Raw genomic sequence first — 14,946 nt, 5'->3', positions numbered from 1 at the left:
GGTGCCACGCGCGATGCTGCTTGCAAGTGACGGGCGGTTGAACGAGTCGAGCTGGTGCGGCGAGTTCGCAGCGCCGTCCTTGTCGGGCGTCGCAGGGTTCCGATGCCGCAGCGGCAGCGCAGGCAGCGGCGCGAGGAGGGCGGGAAGGGTATGGGGGATGCGGCGAAGGGTGTGGGGATGAAGCGAAAGGAGAAGGCGGCCCGTCCCGAAAGCCGTTCATGCTTCCGACTGATTGCTACTGCGCCTTGATACCGACGGCTTTCACGACTTTCATCCATTTCGCCGCTTCGCCGCGGATCGCGGCGCCGATCTCGTCGGCGCTGCCGGCGAAGCGCTCGAGGCCTTGTCTCTGCAGCGCTTCGGCGGCATCGGCCTGCGTGAGGCCTTTCGCCACTTCGGCATTGAGACCGTTCAAGACAGCCGCAGGCGTTCCCGCCGGCGCGAACAGCGCGGTCCACGACGCGACCTCGTAACCCGGCACGCCCGCTTCGGCGACCGTCGGCACGTCGGCGAAGAACGGCGAGCGCTTGGCGGTGCTGACCGCGAGCACGCGCAGCTTGCCCGATTTGAGCAGCGGCGCCGCGGTCTGCGACGCGACGAACATGAGGTGCACTTCGCCGGCGACGAGCGCGGTGAACGCCGGGCCGCCGCCTTTATAAGGCACGTGCGTGAGCCGCGTCCCGGTGAGATGGCCGAAGAGCTCCGCGGCGATGTGATTGCTCGTGCCGACGCCGCCGGAGCTGTAGTTGAGTGCGCTGGGCTGGGCTTTGGCGAGCGCGACGAGCGCTGTCACCGAGTGCACCGGCAGCGACGGATGGACCGCGAGCAGCAGCGGATACGCCGCGAGTCCCGCGACCGCGTCGAAATCCTTCACCTGGTCGTAGACCGCGTTGTGGTTGAGCGCGGCGTTCATGACGAACGCGCTCGGCGTCGCGAGCAGCGTGTAGCCGTCGGCCGGCGTCTTCGCGACGTACTCGGTGCCGGTCATGCCGCCGGCGCCCGGCCTGTTCTCGATGACGACCGGCTTGCCGTAAACCGCGGTCAGCTTCTGCGCGACGACACGTACCAGCGGCTCGACGCTGCCGCCCGACTGGAACGGCACGACGATGCGAATCGGCTTCGCCGGATACGCTTGCGCGCTCGCGATCGCAGGCAGCAGCGCGAGAAGCGCGACACTCCAAGTTTTGATCAGCATGCGGTCTCTCGTTCGACCTTGTCGTTGACGGCAGCTAGAATCCAAAGCTATCACATCCTGCTCATGCTCGAAGGGAGTCGTCGTGAAAGATCCGCGCCTCACCGGATACATCGCAAGCGCACTGGTCCCGTACAACGCGGACTTCTCCATCAACGAGCAGGAGTACGTCAAGCACGTGAAAGAGGTCAGCAGCGCCGACCGGCTGTGCGCGATCTACGTCAATGCGCTCGTCGGCGAGGTCTACGCGCTCGAGCCCGAGGAGAAGCGGCGGCTGATCACGCTCGCGAGACAGACCGCGCCCGCGCACATTCCCATCATGTCCGGCGTCATCGGCAACCGCATGTCGGAGATGGTGCAGTCCGCGCACGAGGCGAAGGAAGCCGGCGCGGACATCATCGAAGTCATGCCGCCTTTCGACGTGCTGTGGATGCGGCGCCTCATGGATCGCGAAGAGGCGCCCTTCCAGTTCTTCAAGCAGCTCGCCAAAGAAGTGAACATGCCGATCTCGGTGTTCAAGTACTCGGCCGAGCGCGGGCTCGCGTACTCGAACGACACGCTGGCGAAGATGGCCGACGAGATCGAGCAGATCGTCGCGATGAAGACTTCGTGCTTCACGTGTGCCGACTACTACCAGGTGTGGAACCGCCTCAAAGGCAAGCTCTCGATCTTCGTCACCGGCGGCGACACCGTCGACATGCTCGGCATGATGATGATCGGCTCCGACGGCGCGCAGGCCGGCATCATGGCGCTCGGGCGGCAGAACTGGACGCGCTTCATCGGCCACTGCCTCGAAGGCAAGTACACCGAAGCGCGCAACGTCTACATCGAGAAGTGCGCGCCGATCGCCGACCACATCTTCGGCGCGCCCTTGCGGGCGACGCGCAAGCACCACGTCGGCTCCACGACCTCGTTCATCAAGGAAGCGCTGGTGGCGCAGGGGATCTTCTCGAACCCGCGCGTGCGGCCGCCCGATGTCGATGCGCCGAAGGAAGAGCGCGACGGCGTGCGGGCGCTGATGAACAAGCTCGAACTCCTGTAGGCCTTCCGATGTCATCGCGAGGAGCAGCGCGACGAAGCGATCTCGTGGCGCACGCTAAACGGACGCTCCGGGATTGCTTCGCCGCGTTGCGGCTCGCAATGACCGTGGGCTTGCTCGCCGCCGGCGGCGTCTACGCAGCCGAGCAGAGCTACCCGACCAAGCCCATCCGGCTCATCGTGCCGTTCGCGGCCGGCGGGCCGGTCGACACGATGGCGCGCATCATCGCACCGCACCTGAGCGCGGCGTTCAAGCAATCGGTGGTGATCGACAATCGATCCGGCGCCGCAGGGCTGATCGGCATCGAGGCGGGCGTGCGCGCCGCGCCCGACGGCTACACCATCACCATGGTGTCGAGCAGCTACTCGGCGAGCGCGTCGACGCTCACGCTCCCCTACCACCCGGTGAACGACATCAGGCCGATCGTGCTGGTGACGATCTCGCCGCAGCTCGCGGCGGTGCATCCGTCGCTGCCGGTCACGAGCGTGCAGGAGCTCATTGCGTACGCCAAGGCCAATCCCGGCAAGCTCAACTACGGCTCGTCGGGCACCGGCGGCAGCGTGCACCTCTCGACCGAGTTCTTCAACATGATGGCCGGCACGCGGATGACGCACGTTCCCTATAAGGGGCAGGGCCCGGCGCTGAACGACCTCATCGGCGGCCAGATCCAGCTCCTGCTGGGGAGTCCGCTGGTGATCTATCCGCACGTGAAGGCGGGCCGCCTGCGCGCGCTCGCGGTGACGAGCGCGAAGCGATCGAGCGCGATGCCGGAAGTGCCGACGTTCCTCGAAACCGTGCCCGGTTACGAGACCTACGCGTGGCAGGCGTTCATCGGACCGAAAGCGCTGCCGCAGTCGCTCGTGAACCGCTGGAACGCGGAGACCAACCGCATACTCCAGCTTCCCGAGATCAAGGCGCGGCTGGCCGCCGACGGCGTCGATGCGGGCGGCGGCCCGCCGTCACGCTTCTTCGATCTGCTCAAGCACGACCTCGAGAAATGGGAAAAGGTCGTCGCTTACGCGAAGCTGAAGACGCACTGAGAGTTCGTCATTCCCGCGCAGGCGGGAATCCATCTTCAGGATCGTCAAAGTCAACATGGATTCCCGATCACTTCCGCTGCCGCGGGTCGGGAATGACTGGATGAGGGAGGTTCGCAATGCATATCGCCAGGGTGATCGCTTTCGCGGTCTCGTCGTTGTATGCCGCCGGCGTTTTCGCGCAGGCCTACCCCACCAAATCGGTGACGATCGTCGTGCCTTACGCGACCGGCGGCACGACCGACATCGTGTCGCGCCTCATCGCGCACGAGCTCACGGCATCGCTCGGCAAACAGGTGCTCGTCGACAACCGCACCGGCGGGGGCGGCGTCGTCGGCTGGAGCGCGGTCGCGCGCGCCGCGCCCGACGGCTATACCGTGCTGGCGCAGGAGCTGTCGTACGCCATCGGCGCAACGCTCATCACCACGCTGCCGTTCGATCCGCGCAAGGCGCTGCCGCCGGTGACGACCGCGATATCGGTGCCGCACGTGATGGTGGTGAACCCGTCGGTGAAAGCTTCGAGCGTGAAGGAGCTGATCGCGCTCGCGAAGGCGCAGCCGGGCAAGCTCAATTACGGCTCAGGCGGCAACGGCACCAACACGCACCTCGGCGGCGAGCTCTTCAAGAGCCTCGCCGGCGTGGACATCGTGCACATTCCCTACAAGGGCGCGGGCGCGGTGCTCGCCGATCTCATCGCCGGACAGGTGCAGATGCTCGTCAGCGCGGTGACGACCACGCTGCCGCACGTGAAGTCGGGCAAGCTGCGCGCGCTGATGGTGACCGACGACAAGCGCTCGGCGGCGCTGGCCGATGTCCCGAGCGCGCCCGAGGCCGGCCTGCCGCAATTCGTGATGCTCTACTGGATGGGGTTCGCGGTGCCGGCGGGTACGCCGCAGCCGGTGGTCGAGCGGCTCAACCGCGAGGTCACCGCGTCGCTTCGCGCGGCCGACATGAAAAAGCGCCTGGCCGACATGGCGCTCGACCCCGTCGGCAATACGCCGGCGCAGGCCGCCAGGCTCCTGGAGGAGGAGATCAATCGCTGGGGCGCGGTGATCAAGGCCGCGAGCATCCGCGCGGATTGAAACTATTGCATTACGCGCAGTACTGCGTTGCCGCCGGTGTCCTTTATCCCGCCCGATGCCGCTGCCACACTGCGAACACGGCGCTCAACCACGGAGATGTCGATGACGATCAGAGCTATCGCAACGGCCGTGCTGCTCGCGGTGACGGCGTCCTCGGCCTACGCAGCGTCTGCGGACCACCATCGCATCGTCCGGCCGTCCGACCTCAAATGGATGGACGTGAAGTCGCTGCCGCCGGGCGCCAAGGTCGCCGTCATCGAGGGCGATCCGAACAAGGAAGGCTTCGTCACGATACGGATCAAGCTGCCGGCGGGTTACAAGGTCGCGCCGCACTATCACGGCACGGTCGAGCGCTCGACCATCCTCTCCGGAACGCTCTACATCGGTATGGGAGACAAGTGGGAGCCGCAGAAAGCCACCGCGATGCCGCCGGGCACGGTGCTCCTCATGCCGCCGAAGCAGCCGCACTTCGCGATCGCGAAGGAAGAGGTGATCTTCCAGCTCAACGTGATGGGGCCGTGGACGGTCACCTACGTGAATCCCGCCGACGACCCGAGAGGTAAATGACCGAGCGCGCGCTTTCCGCCGACGCCGTCGCGTTCATCGCCGCGCGCAACTCGGCCTACATCGCCACCGCGAGCGCCGAAGGCCAGCCGTACGTCCAGCACCGGGGAGGGCCCGCGGGCTTCCTGCGCGTGCTCGACGGCCGCACCATCGCCTTCGCCGATTACGCCGGCAATCGCCAGTACGTGACCACCGGCAATCTCGCGCGCAACGAGCGCGCGTTCATGTTCCTCATGGATTACGCCGCCGGCCGGCGGCTCAAGCTGTGGGGACGCGCGCGCGTGGTGGTCGACGATGCCGAGTTCCTGAAACGCGTCGTCGACCGCGAATACGACGCGACGGTCGAGCACGCGATCGTCTTCACGCTCTCGTCCTGGGAGTGGAACTGCTCGCGGCACATTCCGAGGCTCGTTCCTGCTTAGTCGGCGAGCGCCTTTGGCAGCTGCTTCGCCAGCGAGTCGAGAAACGCTCGCACGCGCGTCGAGACGAGCCGTCCGTGCGGATACACCACGTTGACCGGTAATGCGGGCGGCTCGAATTCGGCCAGCACCACTTTCAGCTGCTTCTCGCGCTCCAGCGGCCTGATCATGTAGGACAGGAAGACGCCGAAGCCGAGTCCTGCCGCGCACGCATCCATCGACGCGTACGCCTGGTTGCACGTGAGCACTGTCTTCGCCGGCACCGCGACGGTCCGGCCGTTCTCGACGAAGCTCCACTGCGGTCCGTTGGCTAAGCCGGTGAAGCCGATGCAGTCGAGCGATGCGAGCTCTTTCGGATGCTTCGGTGTCCCAACGCGCTTCAACAACGCCGGGCTCGCGCACACGATGCGGCGCACCTTGCCGACCGGTATCGCGATCAGCGACGAATCGCTCAACGCGCCGATGCGCACGCCGACGTCGATGCCTTCCTCGACGAGGCTCACCACGCGGTCGAGCAGCAGCATCTCGACGCGAGTCGCCGGAAACTGCTTCAGGAACGCGGTCACCGCGGGCGCCAGGTGCATGCGGCCGAACATGACCGACGCGGTGACCGACAGCGTGCCGCTGGGTTCTTTCTGCTGCGCCGAGAGGCCGAGCTCCGCTTCGTCGATCTCCGCCAGCACACGCCGGCAGCGCTCGAGGTAATAGCGGCCTTCCTCGGTCAGCGCGATGCGCCGCGTGGTGCGGTTGAGGAGGCGCACGCCCAGCTCTTTCTCCAGCGCGGCGAGCGTGCGCACGACCGTCGGCAGCGAGGCGTTGAGGGCGTCCGCCGCGGCGGTGAGGCTGCCGCGGTCGACGATCGCGGCGAACGTGCCCATCGCGGCGAGCTTGTCCATGCGCGCGAGATTACTCCATCGACCGGAATAGTCCTATGCGATGCAACCCATTTATTCCGGAAAACGCAGTGCCGAGAATGACCGTGCCGAAATCGATCGGCTTCTTTCAGCGGAGGCTTCGATGAAGACGCAGCTCACGTTGCTCGCAGCACTCACGCTTTGCGCCGGCGCCCGTGCCGACGTGGTCACCGACTGGAACGAGGTCGCGCTCGCGCGCAGCACCGCCGCGCGCCAGCTTCCGCCCGACGGCTCGCGCGCCATGGCGATGGTGCACGTCGCCATGTTCGATGCGATCAACGCGGTGCAGCCGCGCTATACGCCGTACGCGTTCAAGGGCAAGGCGCCCGCGGGTGCGTCGGCCGACGCGGCCGGCGTCGCGGCGGCGAGGACGGTGCTGCTGAAGTTGTATCCCGACCAGCGCGACGCGATCGAGAAAGCGTACGCCGCGTCGCTCGCTTCGATTCCGGCGGGTGCGGCCAGGGACACCGGCATCGCGCTCGGCGAGCAGGTCGGCGCGCAATGCATCGCGATGCGCGAGAAGGACGGCGCGGGCGCTTCGTTCGCCTACCGGCCGACGGCTTCCCCGGGCGTGTACGTGCCGACGATGGTGCCGGTGAGCGCCGAATGGCCGCAGGTGAAGCCGTTCTTCATGAAGGAGCCGGCGCAGTTCCGGCCCGCGCCGCCGCCCGCGTTGAAGAGCGCCGAGTGGGCGAAGGATCTCAACGAGATTCAGCGCATCGGCGGCCGGCAGAGCAGCGCGCGCACGCAGGAGCAGACCGACATCGGACGCTTCTGGGCGCTCACCGGTGTGCCGAGCTGGAATCCGATCGTGCGCTCGCTCTCGTCGTCCGCGAAGCTCGACCTCGTCGACAACGCGCGGCTCTTCGCACTGGTGAACATGGCGGCGACCGATTCGTTCATCTCGGTGTTCGACGCCAAGTACGCCTACAACCTGTGGCGGCCGATCACCGCGATCCGCAACGGCGACCAGCACGGCAACGGCGAGATCGCGCGCGAAGCGGCGTGGCTGCCGCTCATCGACACGCCGATGCATCCCGAATACCCGTGCGCGCACTGCATCTCGTCGAGCGCGGTGGGCACCGTGCTCGCGTCGGTGCTGCGCGACCGCCCGATCTCGGTGAGCATGACGAGCCCGACCGCGCCCGGCGTCACGCGCAAGTGGGAGAGCATCGAGGACTACATGCAGGAAGTGAACGACGCGCGCGTGTATGCGGGCGTGCACTACCGTTTCTCGACGCGAGTCGGTGCGGATATGGGACGGAAGATCGGCGAGCTGGCGGTGCAGGACTACATGAAACCGCTGTGATCAGCCCCGGCGGTGCGTGAGCCGGAGCGGCGGCGTGTAGCCCTGGTCGAGCGCGCGGGTCTCGAAGTAGATCGCCTCGCGGTCGAGGCCGCGGTCGAGGTAGTAGCGGTAGAGGCGATAGCTCGCTTCGGCGTCGTTCGATGCCGAAGCGAGCAGCAGCGAGCGCAGGTGCTGCTGTTCCTCGGGCGCGAGCGTGCGGATCCGTCGCTCGAGTCGCGCGTCGAGCTCGTCGGCGTTCCCTGCGGCGGCGGCCTCGCCGGAGACGATGCCGCACGCGAGAACCATTGCTGCGAGTGACCAGAGCCTTTTCACCGTTCGCTTCCTCGTGCTCGATCGCGCAAAACGCGCTTCGGCGCTGCGCTTCGCACGAACCATGCCAGCGGCATTCCGGATTGCATAGGCCTTGTGGATGAACGGCTTACCAGAACGCGCTGCCGGTCGACCCGCCGGCGTCCGTCGCCTGCCGGCGACGCAGGTGACCAAATGCGGCAGTCGGCTTACGGCCGTCCGATGCGCTTCGCGGCTTCGCGGAAGAGCTTCGCGCCCGCGTCGTCGAAGCGCATCGCGGTCAGGAAGTCCTCGATGCGGTACTGCGGAAGCGCCTTGAGATAGCCGCGCGCGTCGTCGACGCGCCCGGCGAGCGCGAGGCTGTATGCGGCGATCGCCTGGATGTGCGCGTGCGCGTTCGGGCGCGCCGCGGCTTTCGCAGCCCATTCCGCCGCTTCGTCGAAGCGCCCGAGGCGCACCAGCGCCATCGCGCGCGCGCCGAGCATGGCGAAGAGCAGCGGATCGAACGGGCTGAGATGCCGCGAGTGGTCGGAGGCGCGGATCGCGGCGCGCGCATCGCCCGATTGGCACTGCACGAACGAGAGGGTGTAGTGAGCCAGCGCGAAATTGGGCGAGAGATCGATCGCCCGCTCGAGCTCGACGATCGCCTGATCCTGGCTCTCGCGCAGCCAGAGCGCGCGGCCCATCGCCCAGTGGGCGGCAGGATCGAGATCGTCCGCCATGAGCGCGTGACCGGCGACCGCGTACGCGCGCTCGATCTCGGGCGCTCGCGGGCCCCAGCCCTGGAACGCATTCTGGAAATGCGTGAACGACAGCGCCGCGTGCGCGCGCGCGAAGGTCGGGTCGAGCCGCACCGCGGTCCTGAAGAAGTGCTGCGCGCGCTCGTTGTCGCTCGTGTTGAAGCGGTACATGTGCCACAGGCCGCGGTGATACGCCTGCCACGCGTCCAGCGAGCCCGGCGGCCGCAGCAGCGCGCGGTTGCGCTCGATGGTCTCGATCTCGTGCGCGATCGAGGCGACGATGCGGTTGCCGACGTCGTCGAGGACGGCAAGCGCTTCGGCCGTCTTCTGGTCGAACACTTCGGCCCACACGATGCGCGCGGTGCGCGACTCGGCGAGCTCCACCGACAGCACGAGGCGATCGCCCCGGCGCCGGAGCGATCCGCTCGCGACGTAATCGACGTTGAGCGCACGCCCTGCTTCCTCGGGCGACACCTTCCGCTCGTGCAGTGCGAAGACGCTGCCGCGCGCGATCACGAACAGGCTGCGCAGCTTCGCCAGGCGCGTGATGATGTCGTGAACGAGCCCGTCGGCGAAACCGCCGGGCGCGTCGCCCGTTTCGTTGAACGGCATCACCGCGATCGACGCGCGGCGCGGCTCGCCGGCGGCGCCCGGCTCCAGCGTCTCGGACGGCCATTCGACCCGCACCTGCGGCGCGCTTTCCGCACGTGACCGCGCGGCCTGCCAGGCCTCGTGCAGCGGCGTCGCGTCCAGACCTTCGGAATCGAAGAGACGCGCGGCCGTCGCGACGTGCTCCTCGCTTTCGCGCACGCGGCCGCGTCGCGCGAGGGCGTGCAGCAGCGCCGCGTGCGCGTGCAGATCGAACGGCGCGAGCCGCAGCCACGCGTCGAGATACGAAAACACCTGCTCGTCGTCCGACGCGCCGACGAGACGCTCGAGGATCGCCGCGTGGTAGCCGCGAAAACGCCGGCGCTGCGCCACCAGCCAGCCGCCGAACAGCGGGCTGCCTTCGATGTCGAGGCCGTCCAGCAGGTCGCCGGCGAACAGCGCGCTCAAGCTGCGCAGCCGCTCGGGCGCGAGCGCTTCGACGCCGTCCTGCAGGGCTCGCGCGATCTCGCGCGCGTCGACGAAACAGTCGGCGAGATCGAGCGCGACGGTGTCCCCTTGCGTGAGGACCCGCCGGCGCTCCGCCGTGTCGGCGATGCCCCGAATTCGGCTGAGGCACCAGCGCAGCTCCGCGCGCGGGTCGCTGGGGCCGTCCCAGAACAGCTCGCAGAGATGCGAGCGCGTCACCGGCTGCGGCGCGAGCGCGAGATATCCGAACAGCGCGCGCAGCTTGCGCGACCCGGGCAGGACCACCGCGCTGCCGGCGCGGGCGACCGACAGCGGCCCGAGCAGCCGCGCCTCGACAGCGGGAATTCCCACGGCGGTACCCACGCTCGTCTCCACGGTCACCTTCCAGACTGTGCTCGCGACAGGATATCAGCCAACCCCGACCCAGGAGGCCGTATGACGAGCACCAGCGCCGCCGCGCGCGACACCGAGCAGGTCCGTCCCATCCCCGATCTCGCGGCGCTCAAGGCGCGCCAGCAGGGCGCATGGTCGTCCGGCGATTACGCCGTCGTCGGCACGACGCTGCAGATCGTCGGCGAGGAATTGTGCGAAGCGCTCGACGTGCGCGCGGGCCAGCGCGTGCTCGACGTCGCGGCGGGCAACGGCAACGCGTCGCTCGCGGCCGCACGCCGCTGGTGCCACGTCGTTGCGACCGATTACGTGCCCGGGCTGCTCGAGCGAGGGCGCGAGCGCGCGCAGGCCGAGCGCCTCGAGATCGACTTCCGGCACGGCGACGCCGAAGCGCTGCCGTTCGCGGATCGCGCGTTCGACGCCGTCCTGTCCACGTTTGGGGTCATGTTCACGCCCGACCAGGAGCGCGCGGCGGCGGAGCTCGTGCGCGTGTGCAAACGCGGCGGCAAGATCGGCCTCGCCAACTGGACGCCCGAAGGCTTCATCGGGCAGGTCTTCAGGACGATCGCCCAATACCTGCCGCCGCCCGGCACCGCCTCGCCGGCGCTGTGGGGCACGCGCGCGCGGCTCTCGCAGCTTTTCGAGCCGCACGCGGTGTCGATCAGCTCGGCGCAGCGGCACTTCGTCTTCCGCTATCGCTCGCCCGAGCACTGGCTGCACGTGTTCGGGACGTACTACGGGCCGGTGCTCAGGACGCTCGCCGCGCTTGCGCCGGATGCGCGACAGGCGCTGGAGCGCGATCTAGTCGCGCTCGTCCAGCGCTTCAACCGCGCCGGCAGCGACTCGATGGTCGTGCCGAGCGAGTACCTCGAAGTCGTCATCACGCGTCACTGACCGGAGATCGCCATGAAACGCATCCCGCAAGCCGCACTGTTGATCGCGCTGTTTGCCGCAACCGCGCCGGCGTGGAGCGCCGATACGCATCACACCGTGGTGGCCGCCGACGCCGTCAAATGGGGTCCCGCGCCGCCGTCGCTGCCGCCGGGCGCGCAGGCTGCCGCGCTGCTCGGGCATCCGGGCAAGGAGGGACCGTTCGTGCTGCGCCTGAAGTTCCCTGCGGGCTTTACCGTTCCGCCGCACCGGCACTCCAAGGACGAGTTCGTGACGGTGATCGCGGGCCGTTTCGCGGTGAACCACGGCGAGAAGCTCGATCGCGCCCCGCTGAAGGGACTGCCCGCCGGCAGCTTCGTGCACCTGCCGGCCGGCATGCCGCACTACGCGCACGCAGAGGTCGAGACGATCGTGCAGATCAACGGAGTCGGTCCTTTCGACGTCACGTACATCAACCCCGCCGACGATCCGCGCGCGCAATGAGCTGCCGGTGGCGCGCCGGCTTGTCCGCGGCTCGCGTCGCGGCCACACTGGCGCGTCACGACCGGAGGAGGCAGCGATGGCGAGGTTCGCGAGCATACTCGAGACCGTCGGCAACACGCCGGTGGTCAGGATCAACCGGCTCGCTCCGGCGGGCGTCAACCTGTACGCGAAGGTCGAAGCGTTCAATCCGCTGGGCTCGGTGAAGGACCGGCTCGCGCTCGGCGTCATCGAAGCCGCGGAGCGTGCCGGCGCGTTGAAGCCCGGCCAGACCGTGATCGAGGCGACGAGCGGCAACACCGGCATCGGGCTCGCGATGGTGTGCGCGGCGAAAGGCTATCCGCTGGTCGTCACGATGGCCGAGCAGTTCAGCGTCGAGCGGCGCAAGCTCATGCGCTTTCTCGGCGCGCGAGTCGTGCTGACACCCGCGGCGGGCCGTGCGGTCGGCATGGTGAACAAGGCGATCGAGCTTGCGGAGGCGCACGGCTGGTTTCTCACGCGCCAGTTCGAGAACGAAGCCAACGCCGACATGCACTCGCGCACGACGGCGCGCGAGATCGTCGACGACTTCAAAGGCGAGCGTCTCGACTACTGGGTGACCGGCTACGGCACCGGCGGCACGCTCAAGGGCGTCGCGCGCGTGCTCGCCAGGGAACGGCCGGAGACCAAGATCGTCGTGTGCGAGCCCGAAGACGCGCCGCTGCTCGCGAGCGAGGTCGCGCAGCAGCGCAATGCGGACGGCTCGCCCGCCGCGCCGCACCCGGCGTTCAAGCCGCACCCGATGCAGGGCTGGACGCCCGATTTCATCCCGAAGCTCACCGCCGACGCGGTGGCGAGCGGAACGATCCATCGCATCGTCGCGGTGCCCGCCGCCGAAGCGATGCGCTGCAGCGCCGAGCTCGCGCGCAAGGAAGGGATATTCGTCGGCATCACCGCCGGCGCGACCTTCGCGGGCGCGCTGCGCGTGGCGAGCGAAGCGGCCGAGGGCTCCACCATCCTGTGCATGCTGCCGGACACCGGCGAGCGCTACCTCAGCACGCCGCTCTTCGCCAACGTGCCCGCGGACATGACCGAGGAAGAGCTCGCGATCTCGCGCTCGACGCCAGGCTAATCGGGGTCAGGTCCACATTTCGAGTCGAAATGTGGACCTGACCCCATTTAACGGCGCTTGCGGCCGACGAGCCACGCCGGGACCAGCGACACCACGAAGATCGCCGCCACGATCACGAAGCAGTCGCGAAACGCGAGCGTCGACGCCTGGGCGTACACCACGTCGCCGAGGAAGTGCAGGGCGCCGGCGGATTGCAGCTCCGGCGGCGCGCCTGCGAGCTGAAGCACGCTTTCGAGCTTGTGCAGGAGCTCGGCCGTCGCGGTGTTGCCCGGCGTCTCCACGCTCGTGAGCTCGCTTGCGTAGAAGGCGGTGTGCCGGTCGAGCGACAGCGACAGTATGCACACGCCGAACGCGCCGCCGAGCTGCCGGAAGAAGTTGATCATGCCCGCACCCTGCCGGAGCAGCGTGGTGTGCAGCGAGCGCATCGCGGTGGCGGAGAGCGTCGGATTGATCAGCGCCTGCCCGACGCGGCTGACCACTACGCATACGAGCAGGCCCAAGTACGATGTGTTGACGTCGACGTCACGCATCCACCACGTCGATGCGGCGAACGCCGTGAGCCCGGTGACGAGCAGGCTGCGCGCCGGCAGACGGTCGCAGAGATAGCCGCCGAGCGGCATGAAGAGCCCGAGCAGCAATGCGCCCGGCGCCAGCATCAATCCCGCGTCGAGCGGCGTGAGCCCCTGTATGGTCTGCACGAAGAGCGGGATCAGATACGTCGTGCCGAACTGGCCGATGCCGAACACGCACGCGACACATGCCGCCGCCGCGAACTGGCCGGTGCCGAGCACGCGCAGGTTCACCAGCGGCTGCGCGACCTTGAGCTCCCACGCGAGGAACGCCGTTCCCGCGACCGCGGCGACGCCGAGCAGCTCGATGATGAAGCGCGAGTCCCAGCCTTCGCGCTGGCCGCTCGACAGCGCGGTCAGCAGCGACGACATGGTCATGCACAGCAGGACGAAGCCGAGCCAGTCGAAACCCGGACGCCGCGAGCCCGGCTCGCGCTCGGGCATCAACAGGCTGCCGAAGAGGATGCCGAGCACGCTGAACGGCAGCGACAGGTAGAAGATCGCGCGCCAGTCGAACGCCTCGATCAGCAAGCCCCCGAGCGTCGGGCCGATGGCTGGGCCCAGGATGACGCTGATGCTGAAGAAACCCATCGCCATGCCGCGCTTTTCGGGCGGGAACACGCTGAACAGCGTGTACATCGTGAGCGACTGGAGGATCCCGGCCATCAGGCCCTGGATCACGCGCGCGCCGGCGAGCGCGATCTCGTTGGGGCTCAACGCCGCGACGAACAGCGCGACCACGAACACGCACAGCCCGACGACGAACGTCCTGCGTTGCCCGAAGCGGTCGATCAGCCACGCGCTCAGGAGCTGGCCGATGGTGGTGCCGGCGAGATTGCCGGTGGAGATCCACTGCACGCGATCCTGGCCGATGCCGAATGAGCCCATGATGTCGGGCAGCGCGACATTGACCGTGGTCGTGGTGAGGATGGCCGAGATCGTGCCGAGCAGCGCGACCACGGTCACGTAGATACGGTACCGCGGTCCGTAACGGGCGAACAGGACCTCGGAGGTCTCGACGGGCGCCGACATGCGGCGCGTCAGTAGCCGCCTCTGTCGGGGCCGCCGACCGGCTTCATCGGCGTCCAGCCGGTGAGCCGTCCGACTTCCGCTTTCATGAAGTTCACCATCGCCGCGCGGTCGGTGCCGAGCATCACCATCCTGAAGCCCTGGTCGATGTAGCGCTGCGTGAACTTGGACGAGGCGGTGTGGATGCCGGCGATCTTGCCGTGGCGCTTGCACGCGTCGAGGATGCGGTTGACCGTCTCGACGTGCTTCGGCTCGTCGTTGTCCATCACCGGCGGCAGGCCGAGCGCGAGCGCGAGATCGGTCGGTCCGATGTAGATCGCGTCCACGCCGGGCGTGCTCGCGATCTCCTCGAGCTTCTCGATGCCTTCGGCGGTCTCGACCATCACCACGCACGCCACTTCTTCGTTGGCGTGCTTCTGGTAGTCGGTGCCCGCGTAGAGCAGCACGCGGTTGGGGCCGTTGCTGCGCATGCCCGCCGGCGGATAGCGGCACGCGGCCACCGCGCGCTCGGCGTCGGCGCGGTTGCTCACCATCGGCACGATGACGCCGTAAGCGCCCGCGTCGAGCACCTTCATGATCATCGCCGGCTCGTTCCACGGCACGCGCACGATCGGCGTCACGTCGGTCGTCGAGATCGCGGTCAGCATGTTGACCGCGTCGGAGTAATCGATCATGCCGTGCTGCATGTCCACACACAGCCAGTCGAGCCCGGTGTGCGCCATGAACTCGGCGGTGCTCGCGTGCGGGATCGAGCACCAGCCGCCGACCGCGGGTTTGCCTTCGCGCCAGAGTTTCTTGAGCCTGTTGAATCGCATGTC

The 14,946-nt window shown here is 68.1% G+C and carries 15 protein-coding genes; 9 read left to right on the top strand and 6 right to left on the bottom strand.

Going from position 1 to position 14,946, the window contains the following annotated elements:
* Positions 1-235: 235 nt before the first annotated feature.
* Complete coding sequence (locus VHP37_15435) at positions 236-1,195, bottom strand: tripartite tricarboxylate transporter substrate binding protein (GenBank protein HEX2827745.1); 960 nt, start codon at positions 1,193-1,195, stop codon at positions 236-238.
* Between the two features lie 82 nt (positions 1,196-1,277).
* On the opposite strand from VHP37_15435, the gene VHP37_15430 reads away from it, so the two are divergent.
* From VHP37_15430 to VHP37_15410, 5 genes are all read left to right on the top strand, one after another.
* The gene (locus VHP37_15430; protein ID HEX2827744.1) at positions 1,278-2,234 is read left to right on the top strand and encodes a dihydrodipicolinate synthase family protein; all 957 of its coding nucleotides are present in this window, start codon (positions 1,278-1,280) and stop codon (positions 2,232-2,234) included.
* 98 nt (positions 2,235-2,332) lie between these two features.
* Complete coding sequence (locus VHP37_15425) at positions 2,333-3,271, top strand: tripartite tricarboxylate transporter substrate binding protein (protein ID HEX2827743.1); 939 nt, start codon at positions 2,333-2,335, stop codon at positions 3,269-3,271.
* 116 nt (positions 3,272-3,387) lie between these two features.
* Positions 3,388-4,350 carry a tripartite tricarboxylate transporter substrate binding protein gene (locus tag VHP37_15420; GenBank protein HEX2827742.1) on the top strand — a complete coding sequence of 321 codons (963 nt, stop codon included), beginning with the start codon at positions 3,388-3,390 and terminating at the stop codon, positions 4,348-4,350.
* A 102-nt stretch (positions 4,351-4,452) separates the two neighbouring features.
* Positions 4,453-4,917, top strand: a complete 465-nt coding sequence (locus VHP37_15415; protein ID HEX2827741.1) for a cupin domain-containing protein — start codon at positions 4,453-4,455, stop codon at positions 4,915-4,917.
* The gene (locus tag VHP37_15410) at positions 4,914-5,336 is read left to right on the top strand and encodes a pyridoxamine 5'-phosphate oxidase family protein (protein HEX2827740.1); all 423 of its coding nucleotides are present in this window, start codon (positions 4,914-4,916) and stop codon (positions 5,334-5,336) included. Before VHP37_15415 ends, VHP37_15410 begins: the two co-directional genes overlap by 4 nt.
* Here VHP37_15410 and VHP37_15405 read toward each other — a convergent pair.
* Positions 5,333-6,229, bottom strand: a complete 897-nt coding sequence (locus tag VHP37_15405) for a LysR family transcriptional regulator (GenBank protein HEX2827739.1) — start codon at positions 6,227-6,229, stop codon at positions 5,333-5,335. The genes VHP37_15410 and VHP37_15405 overlap by 4 nt on opposite strands.
* Before the next feature lie 121 nt (positions 6,230-6,350).
* Here VHP37_15405 and VHP37_15400 point away from each other — a divergent pair, with 121 nt between their 5' ends.
* Positions 6,351-7,556 carry a vanadium-dependent haloperoxidase gene (locus VHP37_15400; GenBank protein HEX2827738.1) on the top strand — a complete coding sequence of 402 codons (1,206 nt, stop codon included), beginning with the start codon at positions 6,351-6,353 and terminating at the stop codon, positions 7,554-7,556.
* Here VHP37_15400 and VHP37_15395 read toward each other — a convergent pair whose 3' ends face one another.
* On the bottom strand, positions 7,557-7,868 hold the full coding sequence (locus VHP37_15395) for a hypothetical protein (GenBank protein ID HEX2827737.1): 312 nt from the start codon (positions 7,866-7,868) through the stop codon (positions 7,557-7,559).
* A 185-nt stretch (positions 7,869-8,053) separates the two neighbouring features.
* Positions 8,054-10,021: a BTAD domain-containing putative transcriptional regulator gene (locus VHP37_15390; GenBank protein HEX2827736.1), complete on the bottom strand. Its 1,968-nt coding sequence runs from the start codon at positions 10,019-10,021 to the stop codon at positions 8,054-8,056.
* Positions 10,022-10,093: 72 nt separating this feature from the next.
* Between VHP37_15390 and VHP37_15385 the strand changes: the two genes are divergently transcribed.
* From VHP37_15385 to VHP37_15375, 3 genes are all read left to right on the top strand, one after another.
* Entirely contained in the window at positions 10,094-10,942 is an 849-nt protein-coding gene (locus tag VHP37_15385) for a class I SAM-dependent methyltransferase (protein ID HEX2827735.1), read from the top strand.
* Positions 10,943-10,954: 12 nt separating this feature from the next.
* A complete protein-coding gene (locus tag VHP37_15380) occupies positions 10,955-11,422 on the top strand; it encodes a cupin domain-containing protein (GenBank protein HEX2827734.1) in 468 nt (155 codons plus the stop codon).
* Positions 11,423-11,498: 76 nt separating this feature from the next.
* Complete coding sequence (locus VHP37_15375; protein HEX2827733.1) at positions 11,499-12,530, top strand: pyridoxal-phosphate dependent enzyme; 1,032 nt, start codon at positions 11,499-11,501, stop codon at positions 12,528-12,530.
* A 47-nt stretch (positions 12,531-12,577) separates the two neighbouring features.
* On the opposite strand, the gene VHP37_15370 is transcribed toward VHP37_15375, so the two are convergent.
* Together VHP37_15370 and VHP37_15365 are read right to left on the bottom strand one after the other, a co-directional pair.
* Positions 12,578-14,131 (bottom strand): DHA2 family efflux MFS transporter permease subunit, encoded by a 1,554-nt coding sequence (locus VHP37_15370; GenBank protein HEX2827732.1) that lies wholly within the window; start codon positions 14,129-14,131, stop codon positions 12,578-12,580.
* An 8-nt stretch (positions 14,132-14,139) separates the two neighbouring features.
* Positions 14,140-14,943 (bottom strand): aldolase/citrate lyase family protein, encoded by an 804-nt coding sequence (locus VHP37_15365; GenBank protein HEX2827731.1) that lies wholly within the window; start codon positions 14,941-14,943, stop codon positions 14,140-14,142.
* Between the last annotated feature and the right edge of the window lie 3 nt (positions 14,944-14,946).

The organism is Burkholderiales bacterium, assembly GCA_036262035.1.
In the GTDB taxonomy this organism is placed as follows: Bacteria; Pseudomonadota; Gammaproteobacteria; order Burkholderiales; family SG8-41; genus JAQGMV01.
This window is presented reverse-complemented; position numbering and strand designations above follow the sequence as displayed.

Excerpts from the sequence above, each read along its gene's own strand:
- VHP37_15435 (HEX2827745.1), bottom strand. The coding sequence starts at position 1,195 with ATGCTGATCAAAACTTGGAGTGTCGCGCTTCTCGCGCTGCTGCCTGCG.
- VHP37_15425 (HEX2827743.1), top strand. The coding sequence starts at position 2,333 with ATGACCGTGGGCTTGCTCGCCGCCGGCGGCGTCTACGCAGCCGAGCAG.
- VHP37_15420 (HEX2827742.1), top strand. The coding sequence starts at position 3,388 with ATGCATATCGCCAGGGTGATCGCTTTCGCGGTCTCGTCGTTGTATGCC.
- VHP37_15415 (HEX2827741.1), top strand. The coding sequence starts at position 4,453 with ATGACGATCAGAGCTATCGCAACGGCCGTGCTGCTCGCGGTGACGGCG.
- VHP37_15410 (HEX2827740.1), top strand. The coding sequence starts at position 4,914 with ATGACCGAGCGCGCGCTTTCCGCCGACGCCGTCGCGTTCATCGCCGCG.
- VHP37_15405 (HEX2827739.1), bottom strand. The coding sequence starts at position 6,229 with ATGGACAAGCTCGCCGCGATGGGCACGTTCGCCGCGATCGTCGACCGC.
- VHP37_15400 (HEX2827738.1), top strand. The coding sequence starts at position 6,351 with ATGAAGACGCAGCTCACGTTGCTCGCAGCACTCACGCTTTGCGCCGGC.
- VHP37_15385 (HEX2827735.1), top strand. The coding sequence starts at position 10,094 with ATGACGAGCACCAGCGCCGCCGCGCGCGACACCGAGCAGGTCCGTCCC.
- VHP37_15380 (HEX2827734.1), top strand. The coding sequence starts at position 10,955 with ATGAAACGCATCCCGCAAGCCGCACTGTTGATCGCGCTGTTTGCCGCA.
- VHP37_15375 (HEX2827733.1), top strand. The coding sequence starts at position 11,499 with ATGGCGAGGTTCGCGAGCATACTCGAGACCGTCGGCAACACGCCGGTG.
- VHP37_15370 (HEX2827732.1), bottom strand. The coding sequence starts at position 14,131 with ATGTCGGCGCCCGTCGAGACCTCCGAGGTCCTGTTCGCCCGTTACGGA.
- VHP37_15365 (HEX2827731.1), bottom strand. The coding sequence starts at position 14,943 with ATGCGATTCAACAGGCTCAAGAAACTCTGGCGCGAAGGCAAACCCGCG.